Origin of the sequence: Arthrobacter silviterrae, assembly GCF_011045165.1 — a bacterium.
In the GTDB taxonomy this organism is placed as follows: domain Bacteria; phylum Actinomycetota; class Actinomycetes; order Actinomycetales; family Micrococcaceae; genus Specibacter; species Specibacter silviterrae.
On record NZ_JAAKZI010000008.1, the window covers coordinates 55579 to 74782 of the forward strand.

Genomic DNA, 19204 nt, shown 5'->3' on the forward strand with positions numbered 1-19204 from the left:
CTCACACGGACGGAAGGCCCCCATGAGCACGGTGCAACAGTTCCGCTCTGACGGACATGGAAGTTTGGCGCGCGTGGGTGTGGCCGTGTGCCACGGGTTCACAGGCTCACCGGTTTCCATGCGCGGCTGGTCCGAGTACCTGGCCGGGCAGGGCTACGCCGTCAGCCTGCCCCTGCTGGCCGGCCACGGCACCACCTGGCAGGACCTCTCACGCACCCCCTGGACACACTGGTACCGCGATTTTGAGGCCGCCTACCTCGAGCTGGCCGCCCGCTGCGACACCGTCTTTGTGGCCGGCCTTTCCATGGGCGGGGCCCTGGCCCTGCGGGTGGCGGCGCTGCACCCCGTGGCGGGGATCGCCGTGGTCAATCCCGGCCTGACATTCAGTGACAAGCGGGCCGGGTACTCGGGACTGTTAAAACACGTCCTGAAAAGCGTGCCGGCCATTGGCGACGACATCAAAAAGCCGGGCGTCACCGAGGGCGCCTATGACCGCACGCCCGTGGCTGCCGTGCATGAACTGTCCAAGCTTTTCACCGACACCATCTCCCTGCTGCCGCGTGTCACGGCGCCGGCCCTGGTGTTCCGCTCCACCGAGGACCATGTGGTGCCTGAATCCAGCATGGACGCCCTGCGCGCCGGCCTGGGCTCCCCGGAACTGGAAGTGGTGCCGCTGGCCAACAGCTACCATGTGGCCACCATGGACCACGACTCCCCACAAATATTTGCCCAATCCAACGAGTTCTTCCGGAGGCACTGCGGTGCAATCTGACCACGGACACGAAGTCCCCAACGCCGGCGGGAACGACGGCGACGAAGCGGCATGGCTGGACCTGGTGGCCCGGCTCCAGGAACCCGCTGATGCGTTCATGGAGAGCGCCCTGGACACCGGGGACGACGGCGGCGAAGGTGGCGGTCCCGCCGCTGCCGGGCCGGACGACGGCGGCGCGGGCGGCAGTCCCGCCGGCGGACCGGATGCCGGCCCCCAGAAGGGAGTGGTTGACTTTGATCCGCTGGGCGTCTGGCAGCGCAGCACCGATCCGGCCCCGGCCGAACCGGGCTACGGAGAAGGCTTCAGCGAGGGTGGCGGCGCCCGGAATGGCGGCCCGCGCGACTATGAGGCAGACGGGCTGCCGGATGAATTTGTCCCCGAGGAGCTCCCCAGCCTGGCCGGCGCCGACCCTGCCATCATGCTGTCCTGGATCGGTGCGGCCGGCGGGCCGATCTTCCTGGTGCTGGCTGCGATCTTCTGGCGGGGCATCCCGCTGCTGGCGGTCATCGGCGTCATTGTTGCGTTCCTGGCGGGCACAGGCTACCTGCTGTACCGCCTGCCCAACCACAGGGACCATGACGACGGCGACGGCGCCGTCGTCTGACAACGGACTCGGGAAGGGTCTAGTTGGGTACCCGGCTGCCGTGCGCGCGGCCCCGGCGGACACCGAGGCGGTCCGATTGGCGCACGCGGGACAGGTCTGCAGCGCCGATAAGCCCGGCTGCCGGGCCCAGCTCGGCGGCCACAATGCTCGCCTCCCGGCGAAACCCCCTGCCCGTCAGGTTCTTGGCGTAGGCGCGCCGGGCAGGTTCCAGGAGCAGCTCCCCGGCCGCGGAAAGTCCGCCGCCGATGACAAATAACGCCGGGTCGAGGGCGGCGGCCAGGTTGGCAATGCCCAGCCCCAGCCAGTCACCCACTTCCTCCACGAGTTCCCGCGAGGTGGCTTCCCCGGCCAGCGCCAGTTCCGTGACCACATTGCCGGTGATGTCCCGGGCACGGCCATGGACTGCGGCCAGCAGCTCGGCTGCCATGGGCGACTTGGCCCGGGCCAGTTCGCGGGCCTCGCGCCCCAGCGCGTTGCCGGATGCATATTGCTCCCAGCAGCCCCTGTTGCCGCATTCGCAACGGTGGCCGCCGGGCATGATGATCTGGTGGCCGAATTCCCCGGCCATGCCGTAGCTGCCCCGTTCCACGCGCCCGTCCATGACAATGGCCCCGCCAATGCCTGTGCCCAGGGTCAGGCAGACCAGGCGGTTGTGTCCGCGCCCGGCTCCGAAACGCCATTCCGCCCAACCGGCCGCGTCGGCGTCATTCGCCAGCGTGACCGGCCGGTTCAGCAGGCCTTCCAGGTTGTCGCGCAGCGGCTCATTGCGCCACGCCAGGTGCGGGCTGAACATGACTGTCCCGCCGTCGAGGTCCATCCAGCCGGCCGCGCCGATGCCCACGCTGCGGATGTCGTGGCGGGAGCCCAGCTCGCGCACCAGTTCCACAATGACGTCCTCCACGGCCCGCGCATCCCGGCCGGGGGTGTCCCGCCGCAGCTCCTCGCCGATGATTCCGGCACCGTCCACCACGCCGGCGGCGACCTTGGTGCCGCCGATGTCGATTCCCAGGGCCAGGCTTGCACCGACAGGCGCCCTGCCCGGAAAGCGGAAGGGTGGCCTGAAGACGGGTCGCGGCTGCTGCATGACTTGATTCTAGCGAGCGCGCCCGTCCGCGATTGACGCACACGCACCCGCCACTTTGAAAGTGTGACTCAAACAACATAAAGTTACTCGCGAGTAACATCACCGGTGGGATCCACCCGCGGCGGGCCGGATAGAGTAAGGCCAAGCCCTCATGGACCCACATACTGAAGGAGCCAACGTGCGCGAGATATCCGTTCCGGCCAAGGTGGTCAGTCCACGGACCATGAACACCACCGACTTTGTGCTGCGCCAGGCACGGCTTGCCAGTAATCCCGCGCTATTTTCACGCCGCAACGAGGACAACGTGTGGGTGGACATTACAGCCAAGGAATTTCACGCCGACGTGTGCGCCCTGGCGAAGGGCCTGATCGCCTCCGGCATCGAGGTGGGCGACCGGGTCGGGATCATGGCCCGGACCCGCTACGAGTGGACGCTGGTGGACTTTGCCATCTGGTTTGCCGGCGCCGTGTCCGTGCCGATCTACGAGACCTCCTCGCCGTCGCAGGTCGCCTGGAACCTGGGAGATTCGCAGGCCGCAGCCATCATTGTGGAGACGCCGAACCATGAGAACGTGGTGCGCCAGGCGGCCCATGCCGAGGGGCTGGACCACCTGGCGAACGTCTGGCAGATGGAGGGCGACGGGCTTGACGCCCTGCGCGAGGCCGGCCTGGACGTGGCCGACGACGTCCTGGAGGTGCGCCGCACGTCCAACGGACTCGACGACGTCGCCACCATCATCTACACCTCCGGCACCACAGGGCGGCCGAAGGGCTGCATGCTGACCCACCACAACTTTGTGGAGCTGAGCGAAAATGCGCTGGCAGTCCTGGGCACGGACGTTGTGCCCCCGGGATCCCAGACCATCATGTTCCTGCCGCTGGCCCACGTTTTCGCCAGGTATATTTCGGTCCTGGCCATTGCCGGCGGCGCCAAGGTGGGGCACACCCCCGACATCAAGCACCTGCTCGAGGACCTGCAAAGCTTCCAGCCGACATTCATCCTCGCCGTGCCGCGCGTCTTTGAAAAGGTGTACAACTCCGCCGCACTGAAGGCCGAGGGGGACGGCAAGGGCAAGATCTTTGCCGCCGCCGCACAGACCGCCATCGACTTCTCCCGGGCCGGCCAGGACGGCAGGGTGCCGCTGGTGCTGAAGGCCAGGCATGCCCTGTTCAACAAGCTGGTCTATGGCAAGCTCCGGGCTGCCATGGGCGGAAACGTCAGGCACGCCGTCTCCGGCGGCGGACCCCTGGGCGAGCGCCTGGGCCACTTCTTCCAGGGCATCGGCCTGCAAATCCTCGAGGGCTACGGACTGACTGAAACCACCGCCCCCATCACCGTCAACCGTCCCGAACGCATCAAGATCGGCACCGTTGGCGCCCCGCTGCCGGGCAATGCCGTGAAAATCGCGGACGACGGCGAGATCCTCACCCAGGGCGTGTGCGTCATGAAGGGCTACTTTGGCCGCGACGACCTCACCGCCGAGAGCTTCACCGACGGCTGGTTCCGCACCGGCGACATCGGGGAATTGGATGACCAGGGCTTCCTGAAGATCACGGGCCGCAAGAAGGAAATCATTGTCACGGCCGGGGGCAAAAACGTGGTTCCGGCGCTCCTCGAGGACCAAATCCGAGCCGACGCAATCGTTTCCCAGTGCCTGGTGATCGGCGACAACCGCCCGTTCATTGCCGCCCTGGTGACCCTTGATGAAGACGCGCTCCCCCAGTGGGGCCGGCACCACAAGCTGCCGGAGGGAATCATGGTTGCCGAGGCCGCCAAGCACCCCACCGTCGTCGCGGCCGTGCAGGCTGCCATCGACAAGGCGAACTCCTCGGTTTCCCACGCCGAAGCCATCAAGTCGTTCCGGATTGTCGCCACCGACTTCACGGAGGGGTCCGGCCACCTGACGCCATCCATGAAGGTCAAGCGCGCCCAGGTCCTGAAGGACTTCGACGCCGTGGTGGAAGAAATCTACTCCGCGAAAAAGCCCGCCTGAGGCCGCGGGTCTCCCCGAGGCGGCGCTCAGCTGCGCTGCAGCTCCGAAACCACCAGTGCCGCCAGCGCCTTGACCGCAGCCCTGGTGGCCGGGCGCAGCTTGGCCAGTTCCACCCGGGACCCCTCCGCAAGGTGCTTGTCGTAGGGAATCCGGAGCACGTTGCGCACGCGGGACTTGAAGTGGTCCTCGATCTGGTCGATGTCCACCTGGGTCTCGCCGCCTGACATGTTGATGACCACGGTGGCCGTGGACACCAGGTCGGTGCGCCCGTGGGCCTCCAGCCACGACAACGTCTCAGACGCAAGCCGCGCCTCGTCGACGCTGCCCCCGGAAACCAGCACCACGGCGTCGGCCTTCTCCAGTGTGCCTTTCATGACGGAGTGGACCATGCCCGTGCCGGAGTCGGTCAGCACTATTGAGTAGTACTTGCCCAGGATGTCCGTGACGGCGCGGTAGTCGGAATCGTCAAAGGCCTGGGCAATAGCCGGATCCGTGTCCGAGGCCAGCACGTCCAGCCGTGATCCGTCCCGGGCCACGTAGTCGGAAAGCTGGGAAAACGTTGTGACGCTGAACCGGTCCTTGACCAGGTTGCGCGCCGTGAAATCCGCACTGCCCGGCGATCGGTCGGAGAGCGTGCCGCGGTCCGGATTCGCGTCCAGGGCGATGACGCGGTCCTCGCGGGTGTCGGCCAGGACCATTCCCAGCAGCGTGGTCACGGTGGTCTTGCCCACGCCGCCCTTGCGGGAGAGCACCGGCACATAACGCGTGTGGCCGCCGAGCCGGGCCGCAATGATGTTGTCCTGCGCGCGCTCAAGCCGGACCTTGTCCGAATCCCCCACATTGACCGCACCAAAGGTCACCTCATAGAGCCAGCGGCGCCAGCCGCCCACGGGAGGTGCGGCGACCTTGGACAACAGGCGGTCGCTGGTGAGGGCCGCGGCGGGTTCGGGTCCTTCCACGCGCTGGCGGCGCGGGCTGGACTGTCCGGCCGGGGCCGGCTCCCAGGCTGGGGCTTCTTCCGGCCCAGGGGGTGCCACCACCGTGGACGTCACCGGCCCGGCCGGCGGCGCGGCGGACGTCGCGGCCGGCGTTGCGGTCGACGGCGGCGCTGACGGTGCGGGCGGCGCAAGAGTGGACATGGCGCCGGTAAAGGCGGGGTCGATGGCGGCCGGCAGGTCCAGCACGTCGGGGTTTTCGGCGACCGTTCCAGAGGTGACAAGCAGAACAGGCACAGGGATGTCCGCCGTCAGGGGCCCGGATGCCGCCTCGCCCGGCGCGTCCGGCACGACCGGCGCGTCTGGCACGACGGGCGCGACCGGCGCGTCTGGCACGACGGGCGCGTCGCCGGCGTCGGCCACGTCAGCATCGGCCACGTCAGCATCGGCGGCACCGTCCATGGGCTTGCCTTCCGCCGCGGCGTGCTCTTCGGAGTCCCCGGGATCCACCGCCGCACCGGCGTCGTCGGCCTCCTCCGGGGTTGCCCCGACAGCGACCGGCTGGTTTTTCCTCTGTGCCATGTTTCCCCTACCTCTATGGTCGAAACCACGTGCGCGCCAAATGCCGCCGCGGCCGGAAAGTGTTTTCCGGCCGCGGGGGCGTCATTGATTTTCAGTGTAGCGCAGGGCAGTGCGCCGGGCAGTCGGCGAGGCCCGCCCGCCCGGCGTGATTTAGCCCTCGATGACCACCAGCAGGTCCCCGCCCTGAACCTGGGCCACCCCGGCCACGGCGAGCCGGGCCACGGTGCCGCCCACCGGCGTGGTGATGGACGCTTCCATCTTCATGGCCTCGATCGTGGCCACGGTGGCCCCGGCCTCGACAACGTCGCCCACGGCCACCTTGACGCTGACGGCACCGGCAAACGGCGCCGCCACCTGCCCGGGCGCGTTCTCGTCGGCCTTCTCGGCAGCCTTGACGGTGCTTTCGATGCTGCGGTCACGGACCGTGACGGGCCGGCTCTGGCCGTTGAGCTTGGCAACGACGGTGCGCATGCCCTTCTCGTCGGGCTCGGAGATGGTTTCCAGCTCGGCGATCAGGCGCACGCCCTTGCCCAGCGGCATGACATGTTCCACGCCGCGGCGCAGGCCGTAGAGGTAGTCGCGGGTGTCCAGGACGGAGACGTCGCCGTAGGTCTTGCGGATCTCCTCGAAGTCCTTCGTGGGGCCGGCGAACAGCAGGCGGTTCAGCGCGGCGCGGCGGGTTTCACTGTCCGCTGCCAGCTGTTCGCTGTCCTCGCGGGTCAACGTGCCCATGCGTTCGACAACGGTGCGCCCCTGCAACGCCTTCGTGCGGAAGGGCTCCGGCCAGCCGCCGGGCGGGGTGCCCAGTTCGCCGCCGAGGAAGCCCACCACCGAGTCGGGGATGTCGTAGTTCTGCGGGTTTTCCTCGAAGTCGGCCGGGTCCGCCTTGATGCCGACCAGGTGCAGGGCCAGGTCGCCCACCACCTTGGACGACGGCGTGACCTTGACCAGGTGCCCCAGGATCCGGTCCGCGGCGGTGTACATGTCCTCGATTTCCTCGAAGCGTTCCCCCAGCCCCAGTGCGATGGCCTGCTGGCGCAGGTTGGAGAGCTGCCCGCCGGGAATTTCGTGCTGGTAGACGCGGCCGGTGGGTGAGGCCAGGCCGGACTCGAACGGTGCGTACAGCCGGCGCACGGCCTCCCAGTACGGCTCGAGTGAGCTGATGGCGGCCAGATCAATGCCGGTGTCGCGCTCCGTGTGTGCCAGTGCCGCCACCAGGGCCGAGGCCGAGGGCTGGCTGGTGGTGCCGGACAGGGCGGCCGAGGCGACGTCAACGGCGTCGACCCCTGCGTTGATGGCCGCCATCAGGGTGGCGAGCTGGCCGCCGGCGGTGTCGTGCGTATGCAGGTGCACGGGCAGTTCGAAGCGCTCCCGCAGTGCGGTGACCAGCTTGGCCGCGGCGGCGGGGCGGAGCACGCCCGCCATGTCCTTGATGGCCAGGATGTGGGCACCGGCGTCGACGATGCGCTGGGCCAGTTCAAGGTAGTAGTCGAGGGTATAGATGGTCTCGGCGGGGTCCAGCAGGTCGCCCGTGTAGCAAAGGGCCACCTCGGCCACGGCCGTGCCGGTGGCGCGCACGGCCTTGATTGCCGGTTCCATCTGGTCCACGTCGTTGAGTGCGTCAAAGATCCGGAAGATGTCGATGCCGCTGGCGGCGGCCTCCTGCACGAACGCGTCGGTGACCTCGGCCGGGTACGGCGTGTAGCCCACCGTGTTGCGCCCGCGCAGCAGCATCTGCAGGCAGGTATTGGGCAGGGCCTCGCGCAGCTGGGCCAGGCGCTGCCACGGGTCCTCGCCGAGGAAGCGCAGGGCCACGTCGTAGGTGGCTCCGCCCCAGGCCTCAACAGAAAACAGCTGCGGGGTCAGCACGGACACTGCCGGGCCCGCGGCCAGCAGGTCGCGGGTGCGCACGCGGGTCGCCAGGAGCGACTGGTGGGCGTCACGGAAGGTGGTGTCGGTGACGGCCACGGCGGTCTGGGCGCGCAGCGCGGCGGCAAAGCGTTCCGGGCCGAGCTCGGCCAGCAGCTGGCGGGAGCCGGCGGGCGCGTCCGCGAGGTCCACGTCGGGCAGCTTGCGGGCGGGGTCTTCCAGTGCCGTCAGTTCCCCGTACGGCTTGTTGACGGTGGCATCCGCCAGCCAGGTCAGCAGCCGGGTTCCGCGGTCAGATGAGATGTGGGAATTGAGCAGCTCCGGGCGTTCGTCGATGAAGGACGTGGCCACGTCGCCGGCGTTGAATGCGGGGTCTGCCAGGACGGCCTGCAGGAAGGAAATGTTGGTGGAAACGCCGCGGATGCGGAATTCGGCCAGGGCGCGGCGGGCGCGGGAGACGGCCGTCTTGTAGTCCCGGCCGCGGCAGGTGAGCTTGACCAGCATGGAGTCAAAATGCGGGCTGATCTCGGCACCGGTGTAAATGGTGCCGCCGTCGAGCCTCACACCGGCACCGCCGGCGGAACGGTAGGTGGTGATCTTGCCGATGTCGGGGCGGAAGCCGTTGGAGGGATCCTCGGTGGTGATGCGGCACTGCAGCGCGGCACCCTTGACGTGGACGCTGTCCTGGCTCAGGCCAAGGTCGGCCAGGGTTTCGCCGGCGGCAATGCGCAGCTGCGCCTGGACCAGGTCAACGTCGGTGATTTCTTCCGTGACGGTGTGCTCGACCTGAATGCGCGGGTTCATCTCGATGAAGACGTGCTGGCCGGCGCGGTCACCCACGGTGTCCACGAGGAACTCGACGGTTCCGGCGTTGACATAGCCCATGGCCTTGGCGAACTTGACGGCGTCAGAATGCAGGGCCTTGCGGATGTTTTCGTCCAGGTTGGGCGCCGGGGCAATCTCCACGACCTTTTGGTGGCGGCGCTGCAGCGAGCAGTCGCGCTCGAAGAGGTGGATGACGTTTCCTTCACCGTCGGCCAGGATCTGGACCTCAATATGGCGGGGCCGCAGCACGGCCTGCTCAAGGAACATGGTGGGGTCGCCAAACGCGGCATCTGCCTCGCGCATCGCGGCCCGAAGCGCCTCTTCGAGGTCCTCGGCCTTTTCCACGCGCCGCATGCCGCGCCCGCCGCCGCCTGCCACGGCCTTGGCAAAGATCGGGTAGCCGATCTCCGCTGCGGCCCCGAGCAGGTAGTCAAGGTCAGCACTCGGCTCGCTGGATTTCAGCACGGGAATGCCGGCCTTGCGGGCGGCGTCCAGGGCGTGGACCTTGTTGCCCGTCAATTCCAGCACTTCGGCGGGCGGGCCCACAAAGGTGATGCCGGCGTCCCGGGCGGCCGCGGCCAGCCCGGGGTTTTCCGACAGGAAGCCGTACCCGGGGTAGATGGCGTCAGCGCCGGATTCCTTGGCCACCCTGATGATTTCAGCAACATCCAGGTACGACCTGACGGGGTGCCCTTCCTCGCCGATGAGGTAGGCCTCGTCCGCCTTCTGGCGGTGGATGGATGTGCGGTCCTCGTAGGGGTACACGGCCACAGTCTTGGCGCCGAGCTCGTAGCTGGCACGGAATGCCCGGATGGCGATTTCGCCGCGGTTGGCAACCAGAATTTTGGAAAACATGTCACTCCTGTGTGAACGCCGGTTTACGTTCCGCCCCAAAGCCAGCGGGCGGAACTGGTGAATAGTGCTGCAGGAAACAGTTGTTGATCGTGATCCACGGACCGCGCGGTAGTCCGGCTGAATCGTTGGTTTAGCCAACGGTAAACTCTTGCCAGTTTCTCCCCGCCGCGCCCGCCGCGCCAAATGATGTGTCGCAAGTCACCTGGACGGTGCGTAACAAAAGCGGCAGCGGCGGGACGGGAGTGGGGCCTCAGTTAGCCTCCGCGAGCTCCTCAATGGAGGGGCAGGAGCACACCAGGTGGCGGTCGCCGTAGGCCTGGTCGATGCGGCGCACCACGGGCCAATACTTCGCGCGGGGGTCCACGCCGGCCGGGAAGGCTGCCTCCGCCCGGCTGTAGGGGTGCTCCCATTCCTCGGTCAGGCACTGGGCTGTGTGCGGGGCATTGGCCAGCGGGTTGTCGCCGGCCGGCCACAGCCCGTCCTTCACGGCGGCAATCTCCTTCCGAATGGCAATCATCGCATCAATGAACCGGTCCACTTCGGCGAGGTCCTCGGACTCCGTGGGCTCAACCATCAGCGTGCCGGCCACGGGGAAGGACATGGTCGGGGCGTGGAAGCCGTAGTCGATCAGCCGCTTGGCGACGTCGTCCACGCTGACGCCGGAGTCGGCGCTGATGCCGCGCAGGTCCAGGATGCACTCGTGGGCCACCAGGTCATGGGCGCCCGTGTACAGCACCGGGTAGTGGTCGCCCAGGCGGCGGGCAATGTAGTTGGCGGACAGGATGGCCGTCTGGGTTGCCCGGAGCAAACCGTCGGGACCCATCATGCGGATGTAGGCCCAGGAGATCGGCAGGATCGACGCCGAGCCGTAGGGCGCGCTGGACACCAGGCCCACGGAGGAGCCGAGCCCCAGTTCGCGGGCCGGCAGGTGCTTGGCCAGGTGCGCGCCCACGGCCACGGGGCCCACGCCCGGGCCGCCGCCGCCGTGCGGGATGCAAAACGTCTTGTGCAGGTTCAGGTGGGAAACGTCGGCGCCAAACTTGCCGGGGCGGGCCAGTCCCACCAGGGCGTTGAGGTTGGCGCCGTCCACGTAAACCTGCCCGCCGGCGTCGTGCACCATGGCACAGATGGTGCTGATGGATGTCTCAAACACGCCGTGGGTGGACGGGTAGGTGACCATGATGGCCGCCAGGCGGTCCTCGTGGACGCTGAGCTGGCGCTTGAGGTCGTCGATGTCGACGTTGCCGAAGCCGTCCGTGGCGACCGGGACCACCTTGAGCCCGGCCATGACGGCGGAGGCTGCGTTCGTGCCGTGGGCGGAGGTGGGGATCAGGACCACGTTGCGGTCCGGGTTGCCGTTTTCCACATGGTAGGCGCGGATGGCCATGAGCCCGGCAAATTCACCCTGCGAGCCGGCATTGGGCTGCACGGAGACAGCGTCGTAACCGGTGATCTCGGCCAGCCACTCCTCCAACTGGGTTGCCATCTCCACGATGCCCACCGTGTCCTCGGCGGGCGCGAAGGGGTGGAGGTTGGCGAACTCGGGCCAGCTGACTGCAGCCATTTCAGCCGTCGCATTGAGCTTCATGGTGCATGAGCCCAGGGGGATCATGCCGCGGTCCAGCGCATAGTCGGCGTCGGCGAGCCGGCGCAGGTAGCGCAGCATCTGGGTTTCCGAGTTGTGCACATGGAACACGGGGTTCACCATGAACGGCGTGGCCCGTGCCGGGACGGGAAGCGCTGCCCCGGCAGCACCGACAGCGCCGGCCGCCCCGGCAGGCAGCTGTGCACTTCCTGTGCCGTGCCCGGTTTCCGGGGCCCGGCCGGCCAGCAGGGACGCCAGGGCGGCCACGTCGGCCTCCGTGGTGGTCTCATCAACGGCGATCTGCAGGTGGTCGTGGTCGAGCTGGCGCAGCAGGTAGCCGGCCTTGTGGGCGGCAGCCACCAGTTCGGCGGCAGCGTGCCCGCCGGCGGAGGCAATGCGCACCCGGACGGTGTCGAAGTAGTTCTCGTGGACCACGGTGTGCCCGGCAGCCTCGGCGGCGACCGCCACCCCCCTCGCCAGGGCGTGCACTCGGCTTGCGATCCTCCGCAGCCCGTCCGGGCCGTGGTAGACGGCATACATTCCGGCCATGACGGCCAGAAGGACCTGGGCAGTACAGATGTTGGACGTCGCCTTTTCCCGGCGGATGTGCTGCTCCCGGGTCTGCAGGGCCAGCCGGTAGGCCTGGTTTCCGGCGGCGTCCTTCGACACGCCCACCAGGCGGCCGGGCAGCGAACGTTCCAGTCCCTGGCGCACCGCCATGTAGCCGGCATGCGGGCCGCCGAAGCCCATGGGAACGCCAAAGCGCTGGGACGTGCCCACGGCAAGGTCGGCGCCCAGTGCGCCGGGCGATTCAAGCAAGGTCAGGGCCAGCAGGTCGGCAGCGACGGCCACCAGCGCCTTGGCGGCCTTGGCCGCGGCGATGACCGGGGCAATGTCGCGGACCAGCCCGGAGTCGCCCGGGTATTGCAGGAGGAGGCCGAAGAACTCAACGTCCGGGAGCCCGGCGTCGTCCGCGGTGAAGTCGTGGACCAGCACGGGGATGCCCATGGCCTTGGCCCGCGTGTTGATGACTGCCAGGGTCTGCGGGAAGACGTCGGCGTCCACCAGCAGGACGGCGTCGGGCGAGGCAGTGCGGTTGTTGCGGCGCATCAGGGCCATGGCCTCGGCGGCCGCGGTGCCCTCGTCCAGCATGGACGCGTTGGCGGTGGTCATGCCCGTGAGGTCGGCCACCACCGTCTGGAAGTTAAGCAGTGCCTCGAGCCGGCCCTGGGAGATTTCCGGCTGGTACGGCGTGTAGGCCGTGTACCAGGCCGGGCTTTCAAGCACGTTCCGCTGGATGACCCCCGGCGTGTGCGTGCCGTAGTAGCCCTGCCCGATGAACGATTTGTTGACCGTGTTCTTGGCGGCCAGCGCCCGCAATTCAGCAAGCATGGCCTCCTCGGAGACGGCCGCCTGCAGGCCCAGCGGCTCCGTGGTGTAAATGGATTCCGGCAGCGCCGCCGCCGAAAGCTCCTCCAAAGAGCCAAATCCGAGGGCCGTCAACATATGATGAACGTGGGGCTGTGCACTAACCCCGATGTGCCGGTCGCCAAAACCGGCTGGCGCAACGCTGTTTGGGTTCTGGCTGCCGGTCAGATTGTCTGGGGTGTTTGTCAATGGATTCTCCAAGTCGCGAACGTTCCACAGCTATTCTATGTGTCGCGGGACACCGCAAACACATGCCCAAACAGCCCACGATTTCAGTACGCAACGCAAAGGTAATGGTTTATCCGTGCAAGTAGTGAGCATCAGCAGCCTCAAGGGCGGCGTCGGCAAGACCTCCGTCACGCTCGGCCTGGCCTCGGCAGCACTGGCCGCCGGCATCCCCACCCTCGTGATCGACCTTGACCCCCATGCGGACGCCACCACCGGGCTGGGCGTGCATCCTTCAGGCCAGCTGGACATTGGCAGGATGGTCAAGGGCGCCCGCAAGGCAGACCTGGCCGCCAATGTGGTGCCCAGCGGCTGGCTGGCCGCCCACAAGCACGACGCCGGCCCCCTCCCCACGCTCGACGTCGCCATGGGTTCGGCGTTCAGCGGGATTTACGACCGCCCCGATCTGGGCAGGCGCGACCTCCGGCGGCTTTCCACGGTGCTGGCCAACGCCGACCGCGACGGCTCCGCCCCGTACCAGCTGGTGCTGATCGACTGCCCGCCGTCCCTGAACGGGCTGACCCGCATGGCATGGACAGCCAGCAGCCGCGTGCTGCTGGTGGCCGAACCCGGGTTGTTTTCCGTGGCCGGCACGCAGCGCACATTACGCGCCATTGAGCTGTTCAAGGCAGAGTTTGCGCCCGCCCTTGTCCCGGCGGGCATAGTGGCGAACCGTGTCCGCAGCGGCTCCAATGAGCACACGTACAGGCTGGCGGAAATGAAGACGATGTTTGGCGAGCTGCTGCTCTCCCCCACCATCCCTGAGCAGGCCAATTGGCAGCAGATCCAGGGTGCCGCCCATCCCATCCACCAGTGGCCCGGCGACTCGGCGAAGAACGCCTCGGCGCTGTTCGACAGGCTGCTGGACTCGGTGTTGACCCAAAGCGCCACGCGCAGCCGCCTGTACCGCGGCTGAGCCGCCCCGGTGATTGAGCCTGTCGAAATCTTTGGTCTCGACGCGCTCGCAGGGCTCGCTGCTCGACCACCGGGATGGACGCTCGCAGGGCTCGCTGCCCGGCCACCGGGGTAGACGCAGGTGTCAGGAAATCTTTCGGACGGCGCGGCGCTTGCTTAGCTCGTCGTCGGGGAAAGTCTGCACGGCGGCGTGCTCGCTGGGGAGGGAGGCGAGGCTGCCCTCGACTTCGCGCCACACCCGGCCCACGGCGATGCCAAAGACACCCTGCCCGCCCTGGACCAGGTCGATAACCTCGTCGGCGGAGGTGCATTCATAGACGGAGGCGCCGTCGCTCATGAGCGTGATCTGTGCCAGGTCCTCGACCCCGCGCTCACGCAGGTGGTCCACTGCCTGGCGGATTTGCTGGAGGGACACGCCGGTGTCCAGGAGTCGCTTGACCACTTTGAGGACCAGGATGTCCCGGAAGCCGTAGAGCCGTTGTGAACCCGAACCGGCGGCACCGCGCACGGCGGGCTCCACGAGCCCCGTGCGGGCCCAGTAGTCGAGCTGGCGGTAGGTGATCCCGGCCGCTTTGCAGGCAGTTGGCCCACGGTAGCCGGCGTCCTCGTCAAGAACCGGCAAATCCTCGGTGAATAACAGCCCCTGCGCACCGGCCGAAAGGGCGGCGCCCCGGACTTCGGCAGCCTTGAGCTCGCCGGCGTCACTCTTCGGACTCACGTGGATCCTCCTGTTCAAAGTCCCCTGAACGGAATGTCGGCCGCCAGCAACTGGCGGCAACACAGAAAGCGCGGGCGCGTGGCCCTCACCTCCAGTGTGGCCTCAGAGGTCACGGCTTGCAATGGGGAACTGATAACTCCGACGTTAGAGTGGCCGGGCACCAAGGTCAAAGATGCTTGAATAACAATTTTGTCGTGTCGAAAGTTTAACGCTCAGGTTTAAGGTTAGGAAGCCCCACTGAACGCCCGGAGGAGCCGGAATTCTGCCGCCACGGCCTACTTGTCAAAGTCCTCGGGCTCGACGCCGTTGAGGAATTCCCGGAACTGGCGGACTTCGCGTTCCTTGGCTTCAACGTCCTCGTCCACTGCGACGGTGGTGGCGTCGTCGTCGTGGTCCACAATGATGACCCCCGCCTCCTCCACTAATGCCTCGGAGGCCCAAATGCCGCAGTCGGCCCGCTGTGCAACGGCGATGGCATCGGAAGCCCGGGAACCCACCGTGGTGCCGTCGTCGAACACCAGCTCGGCATAAAACACCCCGTCCTCCACCTTTGTCAGGTTGGCACGGACAATCCTGTGCCCCAGGGCCAGCACCACACCGCACAGCAGGTCATGGGTGAGCGGGCGCGGCGGCACCACGCCCTGTTCAGCCAGCGCGATGGCGGTGGCTTCCGACGCGCCGATCCAGATGGGGATGTGGCGTTCCCCGAGACGCTCCTTCAGCAGCACCAACGGCTGGTTTGACGGCATCTCAATGCGCACCCCGACAATCTCAACCTGGATCATGGGGTCTCCATTCCTGATATGCGCGCCTGGATCAGCGCGCTGTGGAGCGCCAGGCAGAGCTCGGCGATCTCCCGGGCAGCCTCGGCGGCGCGGGCTGCCGAGGTGCTGTCCTTTCGTGAGGACATCGGTGAAACGGCCCTTTCGACGAGCCCGAATTCCCGGTCCGCCGCCGCCTGGAATGGGCGCAGGTGCCGCGGTTCCAGGCCGTGGGCGGCGAGGTCGGTGCAGGCCTTGGCCACGCGCAGGGAATGGTCGTCAAAGTAGCCGCCGGACTGGTGCACCAGCCCGTAGCTGACCATGGATTCGAGCAGCTCGGCGCTGGCCCCGCATTCGGCGCGCAGCTGGTCGGGGGTCAGGCGGCGGGAGCGGCCCCGCATTTCCACGGCCAGCCCGTCGGAGACCATCCGGGGGGCGATGGAGACGCCCGGGGGCAGGTTTTGCGGTGTCTGGCCCTGGTCGATGGCGTCCAGGTACTCCCTGATCACCTTCAGGGGAAGGTAGTGGTCGCGCTGGAGCGCCAGGACAAAGCGGAGGCGCTCGACGTCGGCATCACGGAACTGGCGGTAGCCGGCAGGTGTGCGCTGGGGGCTGATCAGCCCCTTTTCCTCATAGAAGCGGATCTTGGAGGCCGTCACCGTGGGAAAGTCGTCGCCGAGCTGGGCCAGGACCTCGCCGATGTTGAAGATGACGGCCGCGCCGGGGTGCCGGCCGGCGGACTGCACATCCACCAGCCGGCGCCCGGTGCTGTGGTTCATGGTTCCCACCGGCGGCCTCAGGAATTCGAGGCGGCGTCTGCGGAACTGAAGTAGTACGTGAGGCGGAACTTTCCGATCTGCACCTCATCCCCAGTGCGCAGCACCACCGAGTCCACGCGGTCCCCGTTGACGTATGTGCCGTTCAGGCTGCCGGAGTCGGTGATTTCAAAACCGACCGCCACCTTCAGGAACTGCACGTGGCGGCGCGAGACCGTCACGTCATCAAGGAAGATGTCGGCGTCGGGGTGGCGCCCCACCGTGGTGACGTTGCTGTCCAGCAGGAAGCGGGCGCCGGCGTTGGGTCCGGCGTGGGCAATGAGCAGGGCTGAACCTGCCGGCAGCGAGTTCACGGCGTTTTGCTCGTCGGCGGCCAGGGCAGGCCGCGAGGCGGGAAGGTGCCGCACGGGAGGCAGCTGGATGGACGTGGTGTCCGAAGTGCCGGGCTGATCCTGGGATTCCGCCCGCTCATTCACCCCGGCGTCGTTACCCATGTCAACCATTGGTACTCCTCCTTTTAAATCCATGTAGACGTCAATTGCGTAGTCAAAACGTAGCGGCCGCAGCTGAACTTGAGCTGTGACCAAAGCCCTTTGGCCTGGACTCTAGCCTACCTTTTCCTGGTAGTCCGCGGCGCTGAGCAGGGAGGCGTAGCTGGAAGCGTCGGCAAGGGTGATCTCCACGAGCCAGCCGGCACCGTAGGGATCGGAGTTGATCAAGGCCGGATCCGTGTCAAGGGTCTCGTTTCGGGCGCTGACGCGTCCTGTCAGCGGCGCGTAGATGTCGCTGACGCTCTTGGTGGACTCCACTTCGCCAACCACAGTGTTGGCGTTGACTTCAGTGTCCAGGTCAGGGACCTGGACGTAAACCACATCGCCGAGGGCGTCCTGCGCAAAGTCGGTGATGCCAACACGGACCACGCCGTCGGCATTGGGGGCGGAAACCCATTCGTGTTCTGCAGTGTAGGACAGTTCTGCGGGAATGTTGCTCATGGAAGCGCACCTTTCAGGGTTCAACGCGGGGGCGTGGAATGTGAAGTTGACAGCAAAAGAGGGAACGGTCTGCGGGTGTTCTGCCCACTGGCCATGTCCAGTCTTTAGTGTGTGGGCGTTCTTGACAAGTCGAAGGTGGATTCGAGCCGAAATTGGAGCATTTCGGCGTTTGTACTAACACACTTCACGGCTGTAATGACATGATGCTTCCATGACTGAATCCCGAGCACACAGTCCGGAAAACGCCCCGCAGCCGCCTCCCGCGGGTGGCCGGGCAGGCCGGCGCCGGATGCCCGTCTGGCTGCTGCGGACCATCCTGGGCGTGGCGGCCGCCGCGGTGCTGTTCATTGCCTACCTCATCGCCTCCGCCACGGTTCCGCTGACCTGGGCCAATTCCATCAAGAACCAGGTGGGCCCGCAGCTGGGCAACAGCATTCCGCTTGGCATGTTCTACGGCTTCACCTTTTCCTTTGTGCCCGTGCTGGTGGCGTGGCAGGCCCACCGCCGCAAGCTGAACAAGTGGGTTCGCGTGGGCATCCTGGTGCTGGCCGTGCTGCTGGCGATCCCCAACCTGCTGACCCTGGGCGTACTGCATGGCACCACCGGCTCGGCCAGGAACGCACTGTCCATCTGGAACACCGGCGGGGCCAACTGGTTCGGCGCCTGGAGCCAGTCGTTCATGGTGGTGGGCGTGCTGTGCGCCGTGGCCGTCATTGTGCTGGGCCGACTGTGGCTCCGCCGGGGACGGAAGATCCGGCAGGTGAAGGCCGCGGAAAAACTGGTGCGGGAGAACGAGGCCAAAAAGGCCCGTGCGGCCAAGGATGCCGCCCGGGCAGCCGACAAGGCGGCCCGGGAAGCGGAGCGCAGCAACCGCCGGGGAACCGGCGGGACTACGGGGGCCTAAATGGAACCGCAGCAGTCCGCCCCGGTCCGGATTGTGGCCGGCGTCTATCCCGGCCAGTCCCCCGCCGTGGCACAGGAAGGGGCAGTCCTGGCGGCCGCCCTCCACGGCGAGCTGGTGTGCGCCTATGTGAACCCGGGCAGGTACCCGCTTGCCGAGTCGCCTGACGGCACCATGGACTCTGCCCCGCTCGACCCCGATTTTGAGGACGACGCCGATGCCTCCTTCCCGTCCGGCCTCGCCGCCGCGCTGGCCGGCCAGCTCAGTCCCCTCGGGACCGCCTGGCGGCCCGTGTTGCTGGCCGGGGACGTGGCGGACGCCCTCGCCCACTGCGCCGACACCCTTGATGCCGCCATGATTGTGGTCGGGACACACGGCGACGCCCGGACCACCTTGCGCGAAGTCTTTGCCCACTCGGTTGCCACGCGGCTGGCCCGCCGCCAGCTGCGCCCTGTCCTGGTGGTGCCAACCCACCACGGGCACCCTGTGCAGGCTGTCCGCCACACGGCCGGACGTCCATGAGGGCAGCGCCCTTGCCGGCATTCCTGCGCCCAAGGTCGCTGGGACTCGTGGCCGTGGGCGGCATGGCCGGCGCTGCGGCCAGGGAGGGGCTGATCCTGCTCATGGCGGGCACCGGCCCGCTCCCCTGGGCCGTGCTTGCCGCCAACGTGTCCGGCGCCTTTCTGCTGGGTTTCATGTATGAAGGGCTGACCCGAACGGGCCACGCCCGCGCGACGTCGCTGCGGCTGCTGCTGGGCACGGGATTTTGTGGCGGCTTCACCACCTACAGCACCTTGGCCGCCGGCACGCTGGCGCTTGGGGGGATCGGCGCGGGCGGCATGGGCCCTGGCGCCGGTTCCCCGGGGTGGTGGTGGGCCTGGGGCTGGGCGCTCGGCACAGTTTTCGTAGGCGCACTGGCCACCTGGGGCGGAATTCTGCTCGGCACGCTTTTCCGCCCGCACGCTGTCAATGCTCCCGGGGCCGGAACACCGGAAAGTGCCGGCGCATGACGCCGTTGGTATTTGTGGCGCTCTCCGTTGCCGGCGGGATTGGCGCAGCGGCCCGGTTTCTCGTGGACGGGCTGGTCCGCAGCCGGTTCAGGACTGTCTTTCCGTGGGCCACGTTTGCCATCAATGTCTCCGGCTCGCTGCTGCTGGGCCTGCTGACCGCGCTGGCGGGCGCATCAGTTCTCCCCACGCAGTGGAGCCTAATTCTCGGCACAGGATTCCTGGGCGGATACACAACTTTCAGCACCGCCAGCTACGAAACCGTCCGGCTGCTGGCCGAACGCCGGTGGGTCGCCTCCCTGGCCAGCGGCCTAGGCACGATCGTGGCGTGCGTGGCCGCCGCAGCCCTGGGCTACTGGGCCGGTTCCAGCTAACCG

The 19204-nt window shown here is 67.5% G+C and carries 17 protein-coding genes; 8 read left to right on the forward strand and 9 right to left on the reverse strand.

Annotated elements, in window-relative coordinates:
- Window positions 1-22: 22 nt before the first annotated feature.
- Entirely contained in the window at window positions 23-772 is a 750-nt protein-coding gene (locus tag G6N77_RS06595; RefSeq protein WP_165181232.1) for an alpha/beta hydrolase, read from the forward strand.
- The gene (locus G6N77_RS06600; RefSeq protein WP_165181233.1) at window positions 762-1376 is read left to right on the forward strand and encodes a hypothetical protein; all 615 of its coding nucleotides are present in this window, start codon (window positions 762-764) and stop codon (window positions 1374-1376) included. Before G6N77_RS06595 ends, G6N77_RS06600 begins: the two co-directional genes overlap by 11 nt.
- A 19-nt stretch (window positions 1377-1395) precedes the next feature.
- Here the strand turns inward: G6N77_RS06600 and G6N77_RS06605 are convergent, their stop codons facing one another.
- Window positions 1396-2460, reverse strand: a complete 1065-nt coding sequence (locus tag G6N77_RS06605; protein WP_165181234.1) for an ROK family glucokinase — start codon at window positions 2458-2460, stop codon at window positions 1396-1398.
- Window positions 2461-2638: 178 nt separating this feature from the next.
- On the opposite strand from G6N77_RS06605, the gene G6N77_RS06610 reads away from it, so the two are divergent.
- On the forward strand, window positions 2639-4453 hold the full coding sequence (locus tag G6N77_RS06610; RefSeq protein ID WP_165181235.1) for an AMP-dependent synthetase/ligase: 1815 nt from the start codon (window positions 2639-2641) through the stop codon (window positions 4451-4453).
- Window positions 4454-4479: 26 nt separating this feature from the next.
- Here the strand turns inward: G6N77_RS06610 and G6N77_RS06615 are convergent, their stop codons facing one another.
- The 3 genes from G6N77_RS06615 to gcvP form a co-directional block, all read right to left on the reverse strand.
- Entirely contained in the window at window positions 4480-5970 is a 1491-nt protein-coding gene (locus G6N77_RS06615) for a MinD/ParA family ATP-binding protein (RefSeq protein WP_240901739.1), read from the reverse strand.
- A gap of 150 nt (window positions 5971-6120) precedes the next feature.
- Entirely contained in the window at window positions 6121-9519 is a 3399-nt protein-coding gene (locus G6N77_RS06620) for a pyruvate carboxylase (protein WP_165181236.1), read from the reverse strand.
- A 250-nt stretch (window positions 9520-9769) separates the two neighbouring features.
- Window positions 9770-12700, reverse strand: coding sequence for an aminomethyl-transferring glycine dehydrogenase (gene gcvP / locus G6N77_RS06625; RefSeq protein ID WP_165181307.1), 2931 nt, complete (start codon window positions 12698-12700; stop codon window positions 9770-9772).
- 136 nt (window positions 12701-12836) lie between these two features.
- On the opposite strand from gcvP, the gene G6N77_RS06630 reads away from it, so the two are divergent.
- Window positions 12837-13673 carry a ParA family protein gene (locus tag G6N77_RS06630; RefSeq protein ID WP_165181237.1) on the forward strand — a complete coding sequence of 279 codons (837 nt, stop codon included), beginning with the start codon at window positions 12837-12839 and terminating at the stop codon, window positions 13671-13673.
- 123 nt (window positions 13674-13796) lie between these two features.
- On the opposite strand, the gene G6N77_RS06635 is transcribed toward G6N77_RS06630, so the two are convergent.
- The 5 genes from G6N77_RS06635 to gcvH form a co-directional block, all read right to left on the reverse strand.
- Window positions 13797-14390, reverse strand: coding sequence for a MerR family transcriptional regulator (locus tag G6N77_RS06635; RefSeq protein ID WP_165181238.1), 594 nt, complete (start codon window positions 14388-14390; stop codon window positions 13797-13799).
- Window positions 14391-14665: 275 nt separating this feature from the next.
- Window positions 14666-15175 (reverse strand): bifunctional nuclease family protein, encoded by a 510-nt coding sequence (locus G6N77_RS06640; protein WP_165181239.1) that lies wholly within the window; start codon window positions 15173-15175, stop codon window positions 14666-14668.
- Window positions 15172-15930: a transcriptional regulator FtsR gene (ftsR, locus tag G6N77_RS06645; protein WP_165181240.1), complete on the reverse strand. Its 759-nt coding sequence runs from the start codon at window positions 15928-15930 to the stop codon at window positions 15172-15174. Before ftsR ends, G6N77_RS06640 begins: the two co-directional genes overlap by 4 nt.
- A gap of 17 nt (window positions 15931-15947) precedes the next feature.
- Window positions 15948-16421 (reverse strand): FHA domain-containing protein, encoded by a 474-nt coding sequence (locus G6N77_RS06650; protein ID WP_165181308.1) that lies wholly within the window; start codon window positions 16419-16421, stop codon window positions 15948-15950.
- 111 nt (window positions 16422-16532) lie between these two features.
- Window positions 16533-16919: a glycine cleavage system protein GcvH gene (gene gcvH / locus G6N77_RS06655; protein ID WP_165181241.1), complete on the reverse strand. Its 387-nt coding sequence runs from the start codon at window positions 16917-16919 to the stop codon at window positions 16533-16535.
- A gap of 211 nt (window positions 16920-17130) precedes the next feature.
- Between gcvH and G6N77_RS06660 the strand changes: the two genes are divergently transcribed.
- The 4 genes from G6N77_RS06660 to crcB are packed head-to-tail and all read left to right on the forward strand — an operon-like array spanning window position 17131 to window position 19201.
- A complete protein-coding gene (locus tag G6N77_RS06660) occupies window positions 17131-17823 on the forward strand; it encodes a hypothetical protein (RefSeq protein ID WP_165181242.1) in 693 nt (230 codons plus the stop codon).
- Complete coding sequence (locus G6N77_RS06665; RefSeq protein WP_165181243.1) at window positions 17824-18342, forward strand: universal stress protein; 519 nt, start codon at window positions 17824-17826, stop codon at window positions 18340-18342.
- Entirely contained in the window at window positions 18339-18830 is a 492-nt protein-coding gene (locus G6N77_RS06670; RefSeq protein ID WP_165181244.1) for a fluoride efflux transporter FluC, read from the forward strand. The genes G6N77_RS06665 and G6N77_RS06670 overlap by 4 nt, the downstream gene beginning before the upstream one ends.
- On the forward strand, window positions 18827-19201 hold the full coding sequence (gene crcB, locus G6N77_RS06675) for a fluoride efflux transporter CrcB (RefSeq protein WP_165181245.1): 375 nt from the start codon (window positions 18827-18829) through the stop codon (window positions 19199-19201). The genes G6N77_RS06670 and crcB overlap by 4 nt, the downstream gene beginning before the upstream one ends.
- Window positions 19202-19204: the final 3 nt, after the last annotated feature.

What these genes read in the sequence shown, in the direction of transcription:
- G6N77_RS06595 (WP_165181232.1), top strand. Translation starts at nt 23, where the DNA reads ATGAGCACGGTGCAACAGTTCCGCTCTGACGGACATGGAAGTTTGGCG.
- G6N77_RS06605 (WP_165181234.1), bottom strand. Translation starts at nt 2,460, where the DNA reads ATGCAGCAGCCGCGACCCGTCTTCAGGCCACCCTTCCGCTTTCCGGGC.
- G6N77_RS06615 (WP_240901739.1), bottom strand. Translation starts at nt 5,970, where the DNA reads ATGGCACAGAGGAAAAACCAGCCGGTCGCTGTCGGGGCAACCCCGGAG.
- G6N77_RS06620 (WP_165181236.1), bottom strand. Translation starts at nt 9,519, where the DNA reads ATGTTTTCCAAAATTCTGGTTGCCAACCGCGGCGAAATCGCCATCCGG.
- G6N77_RS06640 (WP_165181239.1), bottom strand. Translation starts at nt 15,175, where the DNA reads ATGATCCAGGTTGAGATTGTCGGGGTGCGCATTGAGATGCCGTCAAAC.
- ftsR (WP_165181240.1), bottom strand. Translation starts at nt 15,930, where the DNA reads ATGAACCACAGCACCGGGCGCCGGCTGGTGGATGTGCAGTCCGCCGGC.
- G6N77_RS06650 (WP_165181308.1), bottom strand. Translation starts at nt 16,421, where the DNA reads ATGGGTAACGACGCCGGGGTGAATGAGCGGGCGGAATCCCAGGATCAG.
- gcvH (WP_165181241.1), bottom strand. Translation starts at nt 16,919, where the DNA reads ATGAGCAACATTCCCGCAGAACTGTCCTACACTGCAGAACACGAATGG.
- G6N77_RS06660 (WP_165181242.1), top strand. Translation starts at nt 17,131, where the DNA reads ATGACTGAATCCCGAGCACACAGTCCGGAAAACGCCCCGCAGCCGCCT.
- G6N77_RS06665 (WP_165181243.1), top strand. Translation starts at nt 17,824, where the DNA reads ATGGAACCGCAGCAGTCCGCCCCGGTCCGGATTGTGGCCGGCGTCTAT.
- G6N77_RS06670 (WP_165181244.1), top strand. Translation starts at nt 18,339, where the DNA reads ATGAGGGCAGCGCCCTTGCCGGCATTCCTGCGCCCAAGGTCGCTGGGA.
- crcB (WP_165181245.1), top strand. Translation starts at nt 18,827, where the DNA reads ATGACGCCGTTGGTATTTGTGGCGCTCTCCGTTGCCGGCGGGATTGGC.